Below are 17,579 nucleotides of genomic sequence, written 5' to 3'. Positions count from 1 at the left end.
CCTCACCCCAGCGTCAGCAGGTCCAGCACGTCCCCCCGTTCCTCCTCCAGCCCCCACAGCCCCAGCAGCACGCCCGCCGCGCCGGTGTGCAGGTCCGCCGAGAAGCGCCGCAGCCGCATCCCCGGCACCAGCAGCCCCTCGGGCCGCGCCACCAGGTGCCACTGCAGCCGCGCGACCTGCTCGGCCACCTGCCCGGTCACCCACCCGTCCTGCTGTCCGTCGCCCGCCTCGCCCGCGCCCAGCCGGTCCAGCGCCAGCGTGAGCCCGACCCGTCCGCGGAACAGCCCCGGCTCCCGGATGAACCCGGGCGCGCACACCTTCCGGACGTCCGCCAGGAACTCCTCCCCGCCGGGCAGTCCGGCGCTCTCCAGGAACTCCCGCACCACCAGGGCGATCCCGCTGCTCCCCCGGTCCAGGTACGCCAGCCGCCGTCCGGCCTCCAGCACCTGCACCGAGCCGTCCGGCACCCGGACGCACTGCGCGACGGCCCGCTCCAGGGCCGTCCGGGCCGCGTCCAGCAGCCACCGCTCGCCGGTGCGGCGGTACAGCCGCAGCTGCAGCAGCGCGATGCCGGCCAGCCCGTAGAGCAGCCCGGCCGCCGCGGGCGCGTCCAGCCCGTCCACCGTCTCGCCGCGGACCACCGCCGCCAGTTCGCAGGCGTCGGCCAGCGCGTCCGCGGTCTCCCGCCGCCCGCCCAGTGCGTCGGCCAGCCGCAGCCGGCCGAGCGCGGCGCCCGCCCGGCCGCCGAACAGGCCGACCTGCCGGGCCGGCCGGGCCGCGCGCGCCGCGGCCAGCAGTTCCTCGGCCGCCTCCGGGCGCCCCAGCCGGGCGAGCACGACGGCGATGCCGAGCGGTCCGTCGTACAGTCCGCCCGTGCCCGGTCGGGCGCCGCGCCGGCGCAGGGCCGCGAGCAGCCAGTCCGTGTACTCCTCGTACGCCTGCGGGTCGGCGCCCGACCGGTGCAGCGCGTACAGCACCCCGGCGGCGCCGTGCGCGACGCCGGTGCCACCGTCGGCGAAGCCGGCCACGTCGCCGGGGAAGAGCCGGTCCGGGCGGTCCGGGGTGGCGCCCGCGTGGATGCCGGCGACCAGTTCGTTCCGCGCCGGGGTCCACGAGGGCCCGGCCAGCAGTTCCCGGCCGCGCCGCTCGCTCGCCGACTCCGTGAGCGCCGTCCGGGCCTTGAGCGCCGTCCGGGCCGCCAGTGTCCCTGGGCGCACCGGCCCCTCCTCCGGCCCCAGTCCGAACCACTCCCGTGCCCGCCGCTCCAGCGCCGGGAGCTTCCCCGGGTCACGGTCGGCCAGTTCGAGCAGCGGCATCAGCAGCATCAACCAGCTCGCCCAGAGCTGGTACCGGTCCGCCTCGGCGCCGTCCAGCCCGGGCGGGACGGGCAGCCCGGCCGCGCCGGCCGTCGGCACCCGCCGGTCGGTGAGCTCCGCCGCGTACTCGAAGTCGACCAGCACCACCGAACCGTCCGGCCGGAGCACCACGTTGGCCGGGTGCAGGTCCCCGAACCGCACGCCCCGCTCGTGCAGCGCGCCGAGCGCCTTCTCCAGCCCGGCGACCACCCCGTCGACCCACCGCGCGTACGCCGCGCGCTGCTCGGCCGTGCAGTCCTGGTGCACCAGCGGGTAGCGGCGGACCGCCTCGGCGAACAGCTGGACGCCCTCGATGTGCTCCTGCACCAGGAAGGTGTGCTCCCACACCGTCCGCACCTCGTGCAGCCGGGGTACGCAGTCCAGTCCGGCCAGCCGCTCCAGCGCCCACTGCTCCCGCCGCAGCCGGGTCAGGGCGTCCGCCCCGGCGGCGTCCAGCCCGGCGTACGGCCGCGCCTCGCGCAGCACCACCCGCCCGCCACTGTCCGGGCGCTCGGCCAGGTAGATCCCGCCGGCGGCGGAGAACTGCAGCACCTCCAGGATCCGGTACGGCAGTTCACCGGTGGCGGCCGCCCGCGCGGCCAGGTGCGGGCGCAGCGCCTCGGGCGGCTCGACCCACCCGGGCAGCCGGAACACCGGCTCGCGCGAGTCCGGCACCAGCTCCCCGGTGGGGTCGCGCAGCGCGGGCACCGCCCGTCCGGTCCCGTCCTGGCACCACAGTTCGACGAAGGCGCCGTAGCGCGCGTACACGGGGGCGGTGCCGATCCGCAGATCGGTCAGCACGTACGGTCCGTGGCGCCCGTCCAGCTCCCGCGCCAACTCCTCGGCCAGCTCGATGAACTGCTCGTCGGAGCCCGGGTAGACGGTGATGAACTTGCCGCTGCCGCCGCGCCCGGTGAACTTGCCGTTGGCCACCCGCAGCGCCGCCGGGCTGCGGAGGAACTTGAACGCCACCCGGCGGCTCGTACAGATCCGCGCGACGACGGCCAGCGTCCCCGCGGCCTCCTCCTCCACCGCCGACACGTGCACCTTCCAGCCCTGCTCCGGCAGTCGGACCCCCTCGGGCCGCAGCGCCGTCCACAGCCCGCGCTGCTCGCGCCGCCAGCCGTCGGGCGGCGCGCCGAGGCCCAGCGGGTAGCGGGCCGCCCGGTCGCGCAGCCGTCCCGGGGTGTCGTAGTACGTCGGGTCGGCGAGGCAGTACAGCTGCGTCTCGTGGGCGCCGGCCATGGCGCCTCCCTTCCGGAGCGGGATCGGGTCGGACGGCTCAGACGCTCAGACGGCGGGGACCGGCACCGGTCCGCGGCGCACCGGCGGCGCCCAGGTGACCACGGCGGCGCAGAGCGCGATGGCGAGCGCCAGCAGGCCGAAGGTCCGGGGGCCGCCGAGGGAGCCGAGCAGGGTGCCGCCCACCAGCGGGCCGAACGGCTGGATCAGGGTGGACAGGAAGCCGGCCGCGCTCTGCACCCGGCCGATCCGGTCCGGCGGCGCGGCGAGCAGCATCCCGGCGACGAAACCGATGCTGGCGACGGTGGACAGGCACATGCAGGCCGCGCAGAGCAGCCCGATCACCAGCGGCGCCCTGGTCACCGTCAGCACCCCGGCGGTCAGCGCGGACGCCCAGCAGGCGAGCGCCACCAGACTGCCGTCGCGCGCTCTGGCCCCCAGCCTCGGAGCGAGCAGCGCACCCGCCAGCGCACCGGCGGCCGTGCAGGAGACCACCGTGCCACCGCCCACCCCGGAGTGCCCGCCGTCGGAGGCGACGGCCAGGGTGGCGAACATCAGCGCGCTGAACGCGAAGTTCATCCCCAGGCCGAAGATCAGCAGCAGGGTCCGCAGATAGGGCTGCCGCCAGATGAAGGCCAGCCCGGCGGTCAACTCCTGCTTGCTGAACGGCGATCCGCTCTTCTCCGCGGGTGTCGAGCGGGTCCGCATCAGGGCCACGCAGACCGTGGACAGCAGCAGTCCGACGCCTTCGGCGAGGAACGGCAGCACCGGGTGCCAGGCGAACAGCGCCCCGCCGCCGAGCGGTCCGATCAGCCGGGCCGCGGCGCCGCGCGCCTGCATCCGGGCGGAGGCCTCCCGGGCCTGGTCGCGCGGCACCACCGTGCGCAACAGGGCACCTGCGGCGGGCCCGTAGACACTGGAGATCAGCGCCCCGGCGGCGGCGACCAGCAGGACCAGCGGCAGCGGCGCGTGCCCGCGCAGCACGGCGACGACCAGGGCGCAGACCGCGAGCAGGCTGGCGACGTCGCAGATCCGCATCAGCCGGCGCCGCTCGATCCGGTCGGCGAGCACGCCGCCGGGCAGCATGGTGAGCAGCAGCGCGCCGACCGAGACGGTGCCGATGGCGCCCGCCCGGGCGGCCGAGCCGGTCTCCCGCAGGACGAGCAGCGGCAGGGCGATCGAGGCGAGTTGGGAGCCGAGCGAGGCCAGCAGGCCGCCGATCCAGAGCAGCCGGAAGTCCCGGTTGCGGGCGAGCGGGGTGGAGTCCATGGCACCGTCCTCCGGGGTGGGGTGATGACGTCGGGCCGGGGCGGCCCCGTGACGACGGGACCGCCCCGGGGGCCTTGCAGGCGGCCGGCGGCCGGGGGCGGTGGTGCGCCCGCCCCCGCGCACGGCCTGGCGCCCGGTGGGCGTCCGGCCTGGTGACCGGTGCCGGTCAGGCGGAGGTCTCGGCGCCGCCGACGTAGCTGATCAGGCTGAAGCAGTTGCCGTCCGAGGCCTCGGCGAGGACCTTCATCGACTGCAGGTCCAGGACGTTCGCGGCGTGCGCCTCGACCTCCGGGGTCTCCTCGCCGTTCTCGCCGAGGTTCTGGTCCATGTTCTCCATGTTCTCAGCCATGGTCGAACTCCCTTCCACAGGTGGGACGTCGCGGTGGCGACGGGCGGGCCGCCCGCCGTGCCGACCATGGTGGGAGGGGCCGGCTGCGCCCGGCTTCAGGGCCGGTTGGTCCGCGGTATGGCCGCAGGTCGCGGTGGTGCCGGCACCGCCCACCGGGCCCGCCCGGGGCCCGCCGGGCGCCCGGGCACCCCGCCCCGGCTGCGGCCATACCGCCCGCAAGGCGCTCCCCAACCGGGCCCGAAGCCGCCCCCGCGACCCTGGCCCGGAAACCCGGACGCCCGGCCACCCGAGCGGCCGGACACCCCTCGCCCGCCCGCACCGCCCGCGCCCCGCACAGCCCCCGTACGCCCCGCACAGCGGAGGACGACCGAAGGACGGCCACCATGCCCTGCCCACTCTGCGCCCAACTCGTCGCCACGAACGACCAGTTCTGCCCCTCCTGCGGCACCCCCCGGTCCGCCGCCCTCGACCTGGCCGCCGAGGAGCGCAAGCTGGTCACGGTGGTCTTCTGCGACCTGGTCGACTCCACCGCGCTGTCCGGCGCGCTCGACCCGGAGACGCTGCGCGAGGTGATCCTGCGCTACTTCGAGCGGATGCACCGCCAGATCGAGGCGCACGGCGGCACCCTGGAGAAGTTCATCGGCGACGCCGTGATGGCCGTCTTCGGCGTCCCGGTGATCCGCGAGGACGACGCCCACCGGGCGCTGGCGGCCGCGCTCGCCATGCTGGAGGACCTGGAGGACCTCAACACCGAGCTGGACGCGACCCTCGGGGTCCGGCTGGACGTCCGGATCGGCGTCAACACCGGCCAGGTGGTGGCGGGTTCGGACGCCTCGGCGCGCCAGGCGCTGATCTCCGGCGAGACCGTCAACATCGCCGCCCGGCTGCAGACCCGGGCCGACCCCGGCCAGGTGCTGATCGGCCCGCAGACGCTGCGCGCGGCCGGCCCGGCCGCCCAGGTGGACGAGGTCGGGCCGCTGCACCTGAAGGGCAAGGCCGACCCGGTCACCGCCTACCGCCTGGTCGGCCTGGACGAGGACGACCCGGAGCTGCTGCGCCGCTTCGACGTCCCGCTGGTCGGCCGGGAACGCGAACTGGCGGAGCTGGACTTCGCGTTGGCCCGGGTCGCGGGCGGCTCCGGCGCCGAGCTGCTGCTGGTGTCCGGCGAGGCCGGGATCGGCAAGACCCGGCTGGTGCGCGAGTGGCGCGAGCGGGTGGGCCGGCGCACCGCGCGCTGCGGCACCGCCCGCTGCCGCAGCTTCGGCGAGCAGGGCGTCCTGGCGCCGATCGCCGAGGCCGTCCGTACCCTGCTGGACGAGCCCGAGGGCGCGGCCCCGGCCGAGGCGCTGGCCAGGCTGGACGAGGCGACCGCGCCGGGTGTCGGCGCCGGGCAGTCGCTGGAGCTGCTGGCGGCGATCCTGCGCGGGCGCACCGTGGAGCGCCCCGCCGTGCTCGTGCTGGACGACTGCCAGTGGGCAGGTCCGGCCCTGCTGGACGCCGCCGAGCGGCTGACCGAGGTGCTCGGCCCGGCGCCCGTGCTGCTGCTCTGCCTGGCCCGCCCCGAGCTCCCGGCGGCCCGCCCGGAGCTGCCGGCACTGCCGGTCGGCGGCCTGTCCTGGGACGAATCCGCGCTGCTGGCAGCCCAGTTGACCGAGCTGAGCGCCCACCAGGATTCGGTCCCCACTCGGCTGCTGGAGCGCGCCGAGGGCAACCCGCTGCACCTGGAGGAGCTGCTGGCCGCTCTCACCGAGCCCGACGGCCCCGCCCTGGCCGACGAACTCCCGCCTGCCGGGCGGGCGTTGCTCAGCGCCCAGATCGACGGGCTGGAGCGCGACGAGCGCGCCACCCTGGACCTCGCCGCCGTCCTCGGCCGCGTCTTCACCGCCGCCGAACTGGCCGAACTCGCCCACGGCGGCACCGACCAGGACGCCTTCGCCGACCCCGAGGACGACGTCTTCACCGGCCCGATCGACGGCCTGCCGGCCGGCCCGCCCACCGCGGGCGACACCACTCCGCCCCGGCTGCACGCCGCGCTGGCCCGGCTGGCCGAGCGCCGTCTGGTCGAACCGGCGGGCAGCGGCTACCGGTTCAGCAGCGGCCTGGTCCAGGAGTCGGTCTACCAGTCGATGTCCAAGCGGGCCCGCGCCGAGCGCCACGAGCGCGCCGCCGACCTGCCGGCCGTCCGCACCGTCGGAGCCGCCGCCGTGGGCGGCCATCTGGAGCGCGCCCACCGCTACCGGCTGGAACTCGGCCTGCTGGACGCCCGCACCGACACCCTGCGCACCCGCGCGGCCGCCGCCCTGGGCGCCGCCGGGGCCACCGCCCTGGCCCGCGCCGACCTGCCCGCCGCCACCGACCTGCTGGAGCGGGCCGTCCGGCTGCACTACCCCAACGAGCGCGCCGCCGGCCCGACCCTGCGCCGCCTCGGCGAGGCCCGCCTCGCGCTCGGCCGCGCCGACGAGGCCCTGCCCGTCCTCGCCCAGGTGCGCGACGCGGCCGCCGACCCGCTGGACGCCGCGCACGCCCGGCTCGCCCTGGCCGCCCGCGGCCTGCCGCCCGGTCAGGACCAGCCCGCCGCCACCGCCCGCGCCGTCCTGCCGCTGTTCACCGACACCGGGGACGAGCTCGGCCGGGCCCGCGCCCTGCTGCGGCTGGGCGAGGAGCACCTGCTGGCGGGCCGGCACACCGAGGCCGAGCAGCTGCTCGACCAGGCGCTCGACCGGGTCTCCCGCACCGATGCCGAGCTGGACCGGGCCGCCGTGCTCGGCGCGCTGGCCGCCGCGCTGCTGGCCGGCCCCGAGCCCGTCCCGAACGCCACCTTCCGGCTGCGGGCCCTGCTCGCCGAGCACGGCGCCGGGCGCCGCACCGTGCGGGTCGCGCTGAACGGCCCGCTGGCCGTCCTGCTGGCCCTGCGGGACCGTCCCGAGGAGGCGGAGCTGCTGCTCGCCGAGGCCAACGGCCTGGCCGGGGAGCTGTCGCTGGCCGAGGCGATGGTCGCGCTGCCCGCGCTGACCGCCCAGGCCGCGGCCGCCACCGGCCAGACCGGCCAGGCCCTGGACCTGCTGGCCGACGCCGCCGAGATCGCCCGCCACCAGGGCACCGCCGCCCCGCTGCCGCGGCTCGCCCTCACCACCGCGCGCGTCCTGCTGGACACCGACCGCCCGGCCCAGGCCGCCCGCCACCTGGACGGCGCGGACGCCACCACCGCGCTGCCCCCGGTGCTCGCCATCGAGCTGGACGCGCTGCGCGGCCGACTCGCCGCCGCCCGGGGCGAGGCCCAGCCCGCGCTGGACCTCACCGCGGCCGCCCTGAGCGCCGCCGGGGCCACCGAGTCGCTGCTGCTGCAGGCGCTCACCGCGCTCGACCGCGCGCACGCCCTGCTGCTGCTCGACCGCCCGGCCGAGGCCGCCGCGGCCGCCGCCACCGCCCGGGACCTCTTCGCCACCAAGGGCCACCTGCCCGGCGTGCGGCGGGCCGAGCGGCTCGGGGGCACCCGGTGAACGGCCCGGCCGGCCTCACCTGGAGCCTGCGCGACCGCGGCCCCGCCGACCTCCCGGTCCTGGCCGACCGCCTCACCGACGGGAGCGAGGGGAGCGACGGCACCGGCAAGGGTGTGCGGGTCTGCGTGGTCGACTCCGGCATCGAGCCGGACCATCCGCTGGTCGGCCCGCTGCAGGGCTCCTGGGCGGTGGTCAAGGACCCGGTCACCCGGGAGCTGACCGTCCGCCCGGACACCGCCGGCGACACCTGCGGCCACGGCACCGCCTGCGCCGGCATCATCCGCCGCACCGCCCCGGACTGCGAGCTCTACAGCGTCCGGGTCCTCGGCGAACGCTTCACCGGCACCGGCGACATGCTGATCGCCGGGCTGCGCTGGGCCGTCCGGCAGGGCTTCGACGTCGTCAACCTCAGCCTCTCCACCACCCGGACCCGCTTCCTGGAGGAGCTGCACTCGATCGCCGACGACGCCTTCTTCGCCCGCACCGCGATCGTCGCCTCCGCCCACAACACCCCGGTGGAGAGCTTCCCCTGGCGGTTCTCCTCGGTCATCTCGGTCGGCAGCCACCAGGAGGACGACCCCGACCTGCACCTCTACAACCCGGAGCCGCCGGTCGAGTTCTTCGCCCCCGGCCAGAACGTCCGGGTGCCCTGGCTCGGCGGCACCACCATCCGCACCACCGGCAACAGCTTCGCCACCCCGTACGTGGCCGGGCTCTGCGCCCGCATCCTGTCCCGGCGGCCGAGGCTGACCACGTTCCAGCTGAAGAGCGCGCTGTACCTCACCGCGGCCAACGTCCAGGTCCCGACCACCCCCACCCCGGAGGCGCCCGATGACCCTCAGCACTGACCCCGCCGTCGATCCGCTCGCCCGCGAGCTGCTGCAGTCCGTGGTCGACGTCGCCCGGGCGATCTTCGGCGCCCAGGCCGGCTCGGTGTGCCTGCTCGACGAGACCGCCGGGGAGCTGGTCTTCCAGGCCGTCTCCGGCCGCGGCGAGGAGTCGCTGGTCGGCCGGCGCTTCCCGGCCGGCCAGGGCATCGCCGGCTGGGTCGCCGCCTCCGGCGAGCCGATGGTGGTCGACGACCTGGACGCCAACCGCACCTTCGACCGGGACTTCGCCGAGTCCACCGCGTACGTCCCGAACGCCCTGATGGCCGCGCCGCTCACCCACGGCAGCCGGGTCCTCGGCGTCCTGGAGGTGCTGGACCCGGCCCCGCAGGCCCGCGCCAGCCTGCCGGAGCTCGACCTGCTCGCCATGTTCGCCCGCCAGGCCGCCGCCGCCCTGCGGGTGATCGCCGAACGCACCCCCGCCCCGGAGCCGGTCCCCGACCGGGCCGCCGCCCTCGGCCTCCTCGCCGACCTGGAGGAACTGCTGCGCCGTCAGCCCTGATCCGCTGCGGGCTCCGAGGGTGCCAGGCGGACGATCTCGCCGCGCTCCAGCGCCGCGTACACCGTGCCGTCCGGGGCGACGGCGATGCCGTGCGGCTCGGCGCCCTCGCCCGGGACGGGCCGGCCGTCGAGCCGCCCGTCCGGGGTGAGCACCCCGATCCGGCCTGCGCCCCACTCGGTGAACCAGAGCCGGCCGTCCGGCCCGGCCGCGATCGCGTGCGGCCTGGCCGCCCGGTCGGCCAGCGGGTGCTCCGTCACCTCGCCGGCCACGGTGATCCGCCCGACCAGCCCGCCGCCGATGCCCACGTACCAGAGCGCGCCGTCCGCCCCGGCGGTGATCCCGACCGGCGCGGTGCCCGCGGTGGGCAGCGGGTGGACGGCCACCTCCCCGTCCGGGCCGATCCTCGCCACCGCGTCCGCCTGGTTCAGCGCGCACCACAGGGCGCCGTCCGGCCCGGCCGTGATCAGCGAGGGGAAGGCCCCGGCGACCGGCAGCGGGTACTCCGTGACCTCGCCGTCCACGGTGATCCGCCCGACCGCGTTCGCGTTCATCTCGGTGAACCACAGCGCCCCGTCGGGCCCGGCGGCGATCCCGTACGGCCCGGCGTCCGGCGTCGGCAGCGCGAAGGAGCTCGCCGTGCCGTCCGGGCCGATCCGTCCGATCCGGTGGTCCCGCATCCGCGTGAACCACAGCGCCCCGTCGGGGCCGGCCGTGATCACCGCCGGCCCGCACTCCGGTGCCCCGAGCCCGAACCGCCGCACCGACCCGTCGGCCGCCAGCCGCCCGACCTCCCCGCTGTGCACGGCGGTGAACCAGACGCCCCCGTCGGCCGCCACCGCCACCCCGTACGGCCCGGCCCCCGCGTCGGCCACCTGGAACAGTTCCATGCCCACCCCTTCACTATCGCGACTTGCGTCGCATTAGAGATGCTGCCACGGCGATCACCGTCGGGCAACCCGATTCCCCCACCACAGGCCGGCCCGGGCCCGTACATTGCCGCCCGGGTGTTCCGGCTCCTCAAGACGATCGCCGCGGGAGCCGGGGACGTGGAGGACTTCCGCCCGGCGATCATCGTGTTCTGGAGCGCACTGGACGATTTCGCGCGCGCCGGCGGCCAGACCCTGAACTCCTGACCCGAGGTCGCAGGGCCGCTACTCCCCGGCCGCCCGCGCCGGGACGCCCCGCAGGACGGAGACGACGCCGGTGGCCGCCGCGCAGACCGGGACGGCGAGGAGGGCGCCGATGATGCCGGCGATGCCGGAGCCGGCCACCACGGCGACCATGATGGTGGCCGGGTGGAGCTCCACCGTCCGGCTCTGGATGACCGGTTGCAGGATGTTGCCCTCGATCATCTGCACTGTCAGCACCACGCCGAGGGCCCAGAGCGCCGTGCCGAGGCCGCCGTCGGCGAGGGCGACCAGGACGGCCACGGTGCCGGAAAGGAAAGCGCCGACGAACGGGATGTAGGCGCCCATGAAGACGAGGGCGCCGAGGCCGGGCGCGCCGGGGACGCCGAGGGCGAGCAGGCCGATGGTGATGAAGCCGGCGTCGATCAGGGCGATCAGGGTGGTGCCGCGCATGAAGCCTGCCATCGCCTCGAAGGCCCGGTCGGCGCAGGCGACGACGGTTTCGGCGCTCTGTCCGGGCAGGTAGGAGCGGATGGCGTCGCCGGTGCGGTGACCGTCGCGGAGGAAGAAGAAGACCAGGGCGAGGGCCAGCACCGCGCCGGTGACCAGCTGGGTGAGCAGGCCGAGCCCGGAGAGCACGCCGTTCGTCAGGGTCGAGACCAGCGAGTTGGTCTCGCCCTTGGCGTTGTTCAGGGCGTGCTGGATCTTCTCGCCGAGCGGGCCGAGCCACTGCTCCAGCCGGTGCCCGGCGGCGGGCAGGGCCTCGGCGATCTGCGGGGCGCTGTGCACCAGGGAGTTGACCAGCAGGGCGATCACCCCGCCGACCGCCACGACCAGCACGACGCAGGTCAGCCCGGCGGCGAGGCCGCGTCCGACGCCGCGCCGCACCAGCCAGGGCACCACCGGGTACAGCAGTGAGGCGCCGAGCAGCGCCAGGATGAACGGCACGGTCGCGGCCCGCAGCTCGACGAGCGCGAAGACGGCCAGCGAGGCGACGGCGATCAGCAGGATCACCGCCGCCGACCAGGCCGCCGCCTGCCGCAGGGCGGGTGGCAGCATCAGGTACGGCCTGCGGTGGTCGGGCCGTTCGCCGGGCGGGCGCTCCTCGGGCACGGCCACCTCCGCCGGGGATCGTCGTCGAGCGTCGTTGAGTCCGAACCGACCCATCTCAGCAGAGAATCTGACGATCCGCCCGTTGTGTCGCTATCCGGGGGCTTGGATCAGGACCTCACCGTCCCCGCCCGCGAAGGCCAGCACCCGCTCCGCCTCGGCCTCCGCCGCCTGCCGGTCGGCCCGCCGCAGTGGCGCGAACGGCTGGACGACGACCTCCTGCTCGCCCGTCAGCCGCCAGCTCCCGGCGACCAGCCCGTCCACCAGCAGCGTGCCGAGCACGATCCCGTTCTGCGTCATCACCCGCCCCCGGTACTCCTCGGGCAGCACCCGGGTGCGGTCCGCGTGCGAGAGCAGCAGGTTGTCGAAGGGGGCGATCAGCCGGACCGGCGCCGGGGTGGACTCGTCCGGCCGGGGCGCGTCCGGCAGGTCGTACAGCAGCCGGCCCTGCTCGTCCCGGAAGGTCAGCAGGCGCGGCGCGAGCCGCCGCAGCACCGGGGTGAGCCCGCTGAGGCCGCACCACTTCGTCACGTCGGCCGCGGTGGCCGGCCCGAAGGCGGCGAGGTAGCGCAGCACCAGGTCGTCGAGCGGGGGCGCCGGGTCGAGCGGCCGGCCGAGCCAGGATTCGGCGGTGGTGTGCGCGGCGGGGCCGCCGCGTCCCCAGAGGCCGCGCGGCGGCACCTGGACGAGCGGCAGCAGGCAGCGGGCGGCCTGGGCGAGCGCGGCCGGGTCGCGGTCCGGGCGGCTCGCGGCGAGCAGGGCGCCGAGCTGCTGGAAGGTGCGCGGCTCCGCCTCGACCAGCTCCCGGGCCTCGGCGGCGAGCGCGTCCGGGTCGAGTCCGGTGAGCCGTTTGCCGTAGGTGGTGCGCAGTGCCTGGTCGAGGACGGGCTGGAGGAGGGGGCGCAGGGTCAGGCAGTCCTCGGCGGTGACCAGGTGGATGGTGCCGCGCTGGAGGGCGATCCGGACCGCCGCCCGCTCTTCCAGGAGGGCGCTCAGCGGTTCGGGCGTGAAGCCGTCGAGGCGGGCGAGCAGTCCGAGGTAGGGCGGCTGGGGCGCGGCCTGGGCCTGGAGGCCGCCGAGGTGGTGGATCAGCGCGGCGGGCGCCAGGTCGGTACGGGCGAGCAGGTGCTGACGGGCCAGCAGGGCACGTCCGAGCGCCCGGGTGCCGAGCACCTGTCCCGATTCCGTCACCGGCGGCCGTCCAGGACGGAGCGCAGCACGCCGATCCGGTTGGTGGTGATGGAGGCGACACCGGTGTCCCGCAGTCGGCGCATGGTGCGGCGCAGGTCGGCGGTCCAGGTGGAGACGGCGAGCCCGGCGTCGGCCGCGGCGGCGGTGAACTCGGGGGTGACCAGGCCGAACGGCGGGTTGAGGTAGCGCGGGCGCAGGTCGTCCAGGAGGGCGCGGACGGGCATCCGCGGCTGCTTCCAGGTGAGCGCGATCTCGGCGTCGGGGGTCAGCTCGCGCACGGCGAGCATCGCGGTGGCGGGCCCGCAGAAGGCGACCTGCCGTTCCGCGCCGAGTCCGGTGACCACGGACCAGGTGGCGGCGGCGGGCCCGGGTTCGTCGAGGTCGATCAGCAGGCGGCGGCCCTCGACGGCGGCGACCGCCTTGAGGGCCTCGGCGAGGGTGGGGACGGCGAGCGGGCCCTGCCGCAGTTCGTCGAGCTGCTCGGCGGTGAGCCGGTCGACGGACCGGGGGTCGCCCCAGAGCCGTTCCAGGGTGCGGTCGTGCAGGAGGACGGGCACCTTGTCCCGGGTGAGCTGGATGTCGACCTCGACGGCGTCGGCTCCGGCGGCGAGCGCGGACTCGACGGAGGGCAGGGTGTTCTCGCGGTGGCGGTACGGGTCGCCGCGGTGGGCGACGGCCAGTACCCGGGGGCTGTGGTGGGTGTTCATCGGATCCTCCCCGCGAGCCAGGGGGTGAGGCTGTGGACGCCGATGCCCTCGCGGTGGCTCGGCTCCCCGGGGACGGTGACGATCAGCGTGGTGGACGGCGGGAAGGTGCGCGTCCTGACGTGGACGAGGTCGGACCAGACCGCGTTCAGGAAGCCGGGGACGCGGTCGCGGTCGACGTCGAAGGCGATGCCCTCGACGGTCACCGTGACCTCGTCGTGGGTGAACAGCCGGACGGTGACGGCGGGGCGGCCGCCCTGGTCGGGGCCGTCGCCCTGGTCGGGGCCGTCGAACTCCAGCAGCGCCTCGTGCGGGAGGGCGTCGGTGACGTCGAGGTCCGAGCCGGGACCGCCGGGACCGACCAGGCCGGCGAAGGTCCGGTCGTGGCCGATGTCGTGCTGGGCGCGGACGGTCCGGCCGTGCCGGTGCGCGACGGCCTCGATCGCGAGGACGGCGCTCTGGGTGGTCGGCAGGTGCGGGGGTGGCATCCGGGGCCGCTCCTCGGGTTCCGGGACTCGTGGGCTCGTGGGCTCGTGAGGGCACGGGGCGTGGGGGCGCGGGGCGTCAGCGCCGTTCGACCATCACATTGGTGGACTTGATGACCGCCGTGGCGGGCGCGCCGGGGACCAGGTTGAGCTCCTCCGCCGACTCCCGGCTGATCAGCGACACCACCCGGAACGGCCCGGCCTGGATCTCCACCTGCGCGGCCACGTCCCCGAGCACCACATGGGTGACGATCCCCGGGAAGCGGTTGCGGGCCGAGGAGGGCCGGCCCTCGGCCTCGGCGTTCTCCGGCCGGGCCAGCTCCCGGGCGAAGGCCGCCAGTTCGGCGCCGGGGATGATCCGGTGCCCGTGCTCGTCCCGCGCGGCGGCGAGCCGCCCGGCGTCGACCCAGCGCCGCATGGTGTCGGCGCTGACGCCGAGCAGTGCCGCCGCCTCGCCGATGCGGTACGGGTTGACCGGCGCCCCGGGCTGGCCCATGTGCGACTCCTGACGGTGGTTCGAGGAACAGGGGGTGGGCGCTGTGCGCCTCCGCCGCCATCCTGCCGTACCGGGGACGGCGACGGGAAAGCGAGGGCGGCCGGGGGTGCCGGGGGTGTCCCGGGGGTCGGCGCGGGATCGTCCCCGGGGTCGCCGCCCCGGCTTCGCTAGGGTTCGCCGAAGAGGTCCCGCCGCACCGCGTCGCCGGCGGTCAGCACCGCCCCGGCGAGCACCGCGCCGCCGCCCGCCGTACCGGCCCGGACCTCGGTGCTGAGCGGGGAGAGCCGGGCCAGCCGCTCTTCCACCCGGCCGGCCAGTTCGGCACCGCCGGCCCGGCCGACCTCACCGCCTAGCACCACGCAGCCGGGGTCGAGCACGACGCAGACGCCGGCCGCGCCGATGGCGATCCGCTCGGCCAGCTCGTCCAGGAAGCGCCCGTCGGCCGTGGACTCCCCCTCGCCCGCCGATGCCGCCACCGCCACCGCCACGCGGACGACGGCCTCGGCGGCGGCCGCGTCCCCGTCCGGGTCGGCGGGCAGTCCGTGCGCCCGGGCCAGCGCGCAGACCGCCGCGCTGCCGACCAGCCCGTGGAAGCCGCCCTCGCAGCTGTCGGCGCTGGGCAGCCCGACGGTGCCGGGGACGGGCAGGAAGCAGATCTCGCCGGTGCCGCCGGAGAAGCCGCGGCGCAGCCGCCCGTCCAGGATGACGGCGGCGCCGACGCTGTGGCCGAGCCACATCAGGACGAAGGTGTCGCGGTCGCGCGCCGCGCCGACCCGGTACTCGGCCCGCCCGGCCAGGTTGACCTCGTTCTCCAGGATCACCTCGGTGCCGGGCAGCTCCTCCAGTGCGGCGAGGAGTTCGGCGTGCCAGGCGGGGAGCTTGCCGGTGCTCTGCAGCCGTCCGGTGGCGGGGTCGACGAGCCCGGGGGCGCCGACCGCGACGGTGTGCAGCCGCTCGACGCCGGCGCCGCGCGCGGTCTCCAGCAGGGTGGCGGTGATCGCCGCGGCGGTGTCGGGCCCGCCGCCGCCCTCGACCGGGACCTCGGCGGTGGCGAGGGTGCGCCCGGCGAGGTCGGCGACGACCAGGCTGACGCCGCCGGCGCGGACGTCGAAGGCGGCGATGTGGGCGCGGGAGGCGACCAGTGCGTAGACCCGGGCGTTGGGGCCGCGCCGCTGTTCGCCGCGTTCCCCGACGACGGCCACCAGGCCGGTGCGCTGGAGGCGTTCGAGCAGGTCGGCGACGGTCGGCCGGGACAGGCCGGTGAGGTCGCGGAGCTCGGTCGCGGTCAGGGGGCCCTGTTCGAGCAGGAGGTTGAGCGCCAGCCGGTCGTTGATCGCCCGGGCGGTGCTCGGCGTTGCCGTACGCGCGGTGGTCATGGCCGGTCATCCTTCCAGAGTGTTTCTATCAGGGTCCCTTCCTGATAGTTTATCGAACCGTCGACCGGACGGCCGTCTCCACCGCATGGCCCGGACGGACCGGACCGGGCCGGACCGCGCGCACCCGCGCTTCACTGTCAGCAAGGCCACCCACAGGGCACTGTCGCGCCCCCACGCGCGACCGGGAGGGAACGCCGATGGACCGCACCACCGCACCACCACCGGAACCACTGACCGAACCGCGCCGGGCCCGCGCGAGCATCGCGCTGGTCTTCGGCGTGCACGGCGCCGTCAGCGGCAGCTTCGTCACCCGCATCCCGTGGATCCAGGACCGCCTGGACCTCTCCGCCGGCCAGCTCGGCCTGGCCCTGGTGATGCCCGCCGTCGGCTCCTCCCTGGCGATGCCGCTGGCCGGCCGCTTCGTCCACCGCTACGGCGGGCGGGCGGCGGTGCGCGGGCTGCTCTCCGTCTGGTGCCTGGCCCTCGCCCTGCCCGCGCTCGCCCCCTCGCTGCCCGCGCTCTGCGCGGTGCTGCTGGTGTACGGGGCCACGGCCGGCATGGCGGACGTCGCGATGAACGCGCAGGGCGTGGAGATCGAGGAGCGGCTCGGCCGCTCGATCATGTCCGGCCTGCACGGGATGTGGAGCGCCGGCGGCCTGCTGGCCTCCGCCTTCGGCATCCTCGCCGCCCACCTCGACCTGGACGCCCGGCTCCAGCTGGCCGTCACCGCGCTGGTCCTGCTCGCCCTGGCCCAGCCGGTCTGCCGCGGCCTGCCCGACCTGCGGGCGCAGGAGGGCGCGGAGGAGCCGCCGCGGTTCGCGCTGCCGCCGCGCAGCTCGCTGGTGATCGGGCTGGTCGGCTTCTGCGCGGTCTTCGCCGAGGGCGCCTCGATGGACTGGAGCGGCGTCTACCTGCGGGACGTCACCGGCGCCTCGGCCACCGTCGCCGCCGCCTCGTACACCGCCTTCTCCCTCACCATGGCGGTCAGCCGGCTCGCCGGGGACACCGCGATCCGCCGCCTCGGCGCCGTCCGCACCACCCGCCTCGGCGGCGCCGTCGCCACCGCGGGCGGCCTGCTGGTGGTCGCGGCCGACAGCCCGGCGCTGGCCATCCCCGGGTTCGCGCTCATCGGCATCGGCATCGCCGTCATCGTCCCGCTCGCCTTCGCCGCCGCAGGCCGGATCGGCACCAACGCCAGCCAGGCCATCGCGGGCGTCGCCACCGTCACCTACACCTCCGGCCTGATCGCCCCGGCGGTCATCGGCGCCCTCGCCCAGGCCACCTCGCTGACCGTCTCCTTCGGGCTGGTCACCGCGCTCGCCTTCGCCCTGCTGCTGAGCGCCGGCGCGCTGCGCCTCGCCGAACGGAATTCCACCGGGGAGAACGCGACCGCGTCGGAAGTGGAAAGGCCTGCCGGAAAAGACCTCTCCGCGATATGACGGTGAATTCCCACGGGATTTCCCCGCCGGCATCGCCGACCGCCGGGTGCAGCCGCGCCCGGCGGTTTTCGCGTGCCGGTGGGGAATCCCCGGGTGCCACGGCCCGGATGCCGCCCCACCCGCCCTCTCCCCCGCCGTACAGCCACTGGCGGAGGCCTCGCCGCTCTCCCTGACCTCTGCGGAAGGCGCCGAATTCGGCGCTTTCCGGGCCTGCCCGGAATTCACCGCCGGGGCCGGCGTACTCGTCCTGCCGGACAACAAAGGCCTTTTCCGCGTTCCACCGGCGGACCGCCGGGGCCGATCCGGAAAACCGCCCACCGGACTTCGGCGAGCCGCCGAACCGGCTGCCCCACCTGCCCGCGCTCACCCCGGAGAGGCTGGACGCCGACCTCACCGACGCGGGCCGCCCGCACGATTTCTTCACCTGTCCGGGTGCACCGCACAACTTCTTCGAACCCTCGGCCGTCGAACACTCCGTCGCGGCCCGGGACTCCCGGCGACTCCTGCCCGGATTCCTCGCCGGGTCGCGCCGAACCGCACCAACGGA

Annotated in this window: 15 protein-coding genes; 5 read left to right on the top strand and 10 right to left on the bottom strand. The window is 76.3% G+C overall.

What is annotated here, in order from left to right:
- Positions 1-2: 2 nt before the first annotated feature.
- The 3 genes from lanKC to IE332_RS24820 all read right to left on the bottom strand — a co-directional run bounded on the left by lanKC (position 3) and on the right by IE332_RS24820 (position 4,215).
- Positions 3-2,600, bottom strand: coding sequence for a class III lanthionine synthetase LanKC (lanKC, locus tag IE332_RS24830; RefSeq protein WP_189920334.1), 2,598 nt, complete (start codon positions 2,598-2,600; stop codon positions 3-5).
- A gap of 45 nt (positions 2,601-2,645) precedes the next feature.
- Entirely contained in the window at positions 2,646-3,866 is a 1,221-nt protein-coding gene (locus tag IE332_RS24825; protein WP_189920332.1) for an MFS transporter, read from the bottom strand.
- A 166-nt stretch (positions 3,867-4,032) separates the two neighbouring features.
- Entirely contained in the window at positions 4,033-4,215 is a 183-nt protein-coding gene (locus IE332_RS24820) for a hypothetical protein (RefSeq protein WP_189920331.1), read from the bottom strand.
- 383 nt (positions 4,216-4,598) lie between these two features.
- Between IE332_RS24820 and IE332_RS24815 the strand changes: the two genes are divergently transcribed.
- Genes IE332_RS24815 through IE332_RS24805 form a run of 3 tightly spaced genes read left to right on the top strand, consistent with a single transcriptional unit; the run spans position 4,599 to position 9,104 of the window.
- Positions 4,599-7,715, top strand: coding sequence for an adenylate/guanylate cyclase domain-containing protein (locus IE332_RS24815; protein ID WP_189920329.1), 3,117 nt, complete (start codon positions 4,599-4,601; stop codon positions 7,713-7,715).
- On the top strand, positions 7,712-8,563 hold the full coding sequence (locus tag IE332_RS24810; RefSeq protein WP_189920327.1) for a S8 family peptidase: 852 nt from the start codon (positions 7,712-7,714) through the stop codon (positions 8,561-8,563). Before IE332_RS24815 ends, IE332_RS24810 begins: the two co-directional genes overlap by 4 nt.
- Positions 8,547-9,104 (top strand): GAF domain-containing protein, encoded by a 558-nt coding sequence (locus IE332_RS24805; protein WP_189920325.1) that lies wholly within the window; start codon positions 8,547-8,549, stop codon positions 9,102-9,104. The genes IE332_RS24810 and IE332_RS24805 overlap by 17 nt, the downstream gene beginning before the upstream one ends.
- Here the strand turns inward: IE332_RS24805 and IE332_RS24800 are convergent.
- Positions 9,095-9,991 (bottom strand): Vgb family protein, encoded by an 897-nt coding sequence (locus tag IE332_RS24800; RefSeq protein ID WP_189920323.1) that lies wholly within the window; start codon positions 9,989-9,991, stop codon positions 9,095-9,097. The two genes, IE332_RS24805 and IE332_RS24800, sit on opposite strands and share 10 nt — an antisense overlap.
- 117 nt (positions 9,992-10,108) lie before the next feature.
- On the opposite strand from IE332_RS24800, the gene IE332_RS41960 reads away from it, so the two are divergent.
- Entirely contained in the window at positions 10,109-10,237 is a 129-nt protein-coding gene (locus IE332_RS41960) for a hypothetical protein (RefSeq protein WP_268256606.1), read from the top strand.
- Positions 10,238-10,255: 18 nt separating this feature from the next.
- On the opposite strand, the gene IE332_RS24795 is transcribed toward IE332_RS41960, so the two are convergent.
- From IE332_RS24795 to IE332_RS24770, 6 genes are all read right to left on the bottom strand, one after another.
- Positions 10,256-11,344 (bottom strand): AI-2E family transporter, encoded by a 1,089-nt coding sequence (locus tag IE332_RS24795; protein ID WP_229928882.1) that lies wholly within the window; start codon positions 11,342-11,344, stop codon positions 10,256-10,258.
- A gap of 90 nt (positions 11,345-11,434) precedes the next feature.
- On the bottom strand, positions 11,435-12,532 hold the full coding sequence (locus IE332_RS24790; RefSeq protein ID WP_189920321.1) for a winged helix DNA-binding domain-containing protein: 1,098 nt from the start codon (positions 12,530-12,532) through the stop codon (positions 11,435-11,437).
- Positions 12,529-13,239, bottom strand: coding sequence for a glycerophosphodiester phosphodiesterase (locus IE332_RS24785; protein WP_189920319.1), 711 nt, complete (start codon positions 13,237-13,239; stop codon positions 12,529-12,531). The genes IE332_RS24790 and IE332_RS24785 overlap by 4 nt, the downstream gene beginning before the upstream one ends.
- Positions 13,236-13,724 carry a hypothetical protein gene (locus IE332_RS24780; RefSeq protein ID WP_189920317.1) on the bottom strand — a complete coding sequence of 163 codons (489 nt, stop codon included), beginning with the start codon at positions 13,722-13,724 and terminating at the stop codon, positions 13,236-13,238. The genes IE332_RS24785 and IE332_RS24780 overlap by 4 nt, the downstream gene beginning before the upstream one ends.
- A 76-nt stretch (positions 13,725-13,800) precedes the next feature.
- A complete protein-coding gene (locus IE332_RS24775) occupies positions 13,801-14,217 on the bottom strand; it encodes a TOBE domain-containing protein (protein ID WP_189920315.1) in 417 nt (138 codons plus the stop codon).
- 167 nt (positions 14,218-14,384) lie between these two features.
- A complete protein-coding gene (locus tag IE332_RS24770) occupies positions 14,385-15,593 on the bottom strand; it encodes an ROK family transcriptional regulator (RefSeq protein WP_189920313.1) in 1,209 nt (402 codons plus the stop codon).
- Between the two features lie 197 nt (positions 15,594-15,790).
- On the opposite strand from IE332_RS24770, the gene IE332_RS24765 reads away from it, so the two are divergent.
- Positions 15,791-17,032 carry an MFS transporter gene (locus IE332_RS24765; RefSeq protein WP_189920311.1) on the top strand — a complete coding sequence of 414 codons (1,242 nt, stop codon included), beginning with the start codon at positions 15,791-15,793 and terminating at the stop codon, positions 17,030-17,032.
- Positions 17,033-17,579 lie beyond the last annotated feature (547 nt).

The sequence above is a fragment of the Kitasatospora xanthocidica genome (assembly GCF_014656195.1).
In the GTDB taxonomy this organism is placed as follows: Bacteria; Actinomycetota; Actinomycetes; order Streptomycetales; family Streptomycetaceae; genus Kitasatospora; species Kitasatospora xanthocidica.
This window is presented reverse-complemented; position numbering and strand designations above follow the sequence as displayed.

Bases quoted from the DNA above. Each gene is read 5' to 3' on its own strand.
- lanKC (WP_189920334.1), bottom strand. From the start codon at position 2,600: ATGGCCGGCGCCCACGAGACGCAGCTGTACTGCCTCGCCGACCCGACG.
- IE332_RS24825 (WP_189920332.1), bottom strand. From the start codon at position 3,866: ATGGACTCCACCCCGCTCGCCCGCAACCGGGACTTCCGGCTGCTCTGG.
- IE332_RS24820 (WP_189920331.1), bottom strand. From the start codon at position 4,215: ATGGCTGAGAACATGGAGAACATGGACCAGAACCTCGGCGAGAACGGC.
- IE332_RS24815 (WP_189920329.1), top strand. From the start codon at position 4,599: ATGCCCTGCCCACTCTGCGCCCAACTCGTCGCCACGAACGACCAGTTC.
- IE332_RS24805 (WP_189920325.1), top strand. From the start codon at position 8,547: ATGACCCTCAGCACTGACCCCGCCGTCGATCCGCTCGCCCGCGAGCTG.
- IE332_RS24800 (WP_189920323.1), bottom strand. From the start codon at position 9,991: ATGGAACTGTTCCAGGTGGCCGACGCGGGGGCCGGGCCGTACGGGGTG.
- IE332_RS24785 (WP_189920319.1), bottom strand. From the start codon at position 13,239: ATGAACACCCACCACAGCCCCCGGGTACTGGCCGTCGCCCACCGCGGC.
- IE332_RS24780 (WP_189920317.1), bottom strand. From the start codon at position 13,724: ATGCCACCCCCGCACCTGCCGACCACCCAGAGCGCCGTCCTCGCGATC.
- IE332_RS24775 (WP_189920315.1), bottom strand. From the start codon at position 14,217: ATGGGCCAGCCCGGGGCGCCGGTCAACCCGTACCGCATCGGCGAGGCG.
- IE332_RS24770 (WP_189920313.1), bottom strand. From the start codon at position 15,593: ATGACCACCGCGCGTACGGCAACGCCGAGCACCGCCCGGGCGATCAAC.
- IE332_RS24765 (WP_189920311.1), top strand. From the start codon at position 15,791: ATGGACCGCACCACCGCACCACCACCGGAACCACTGACCGAACCGCGC.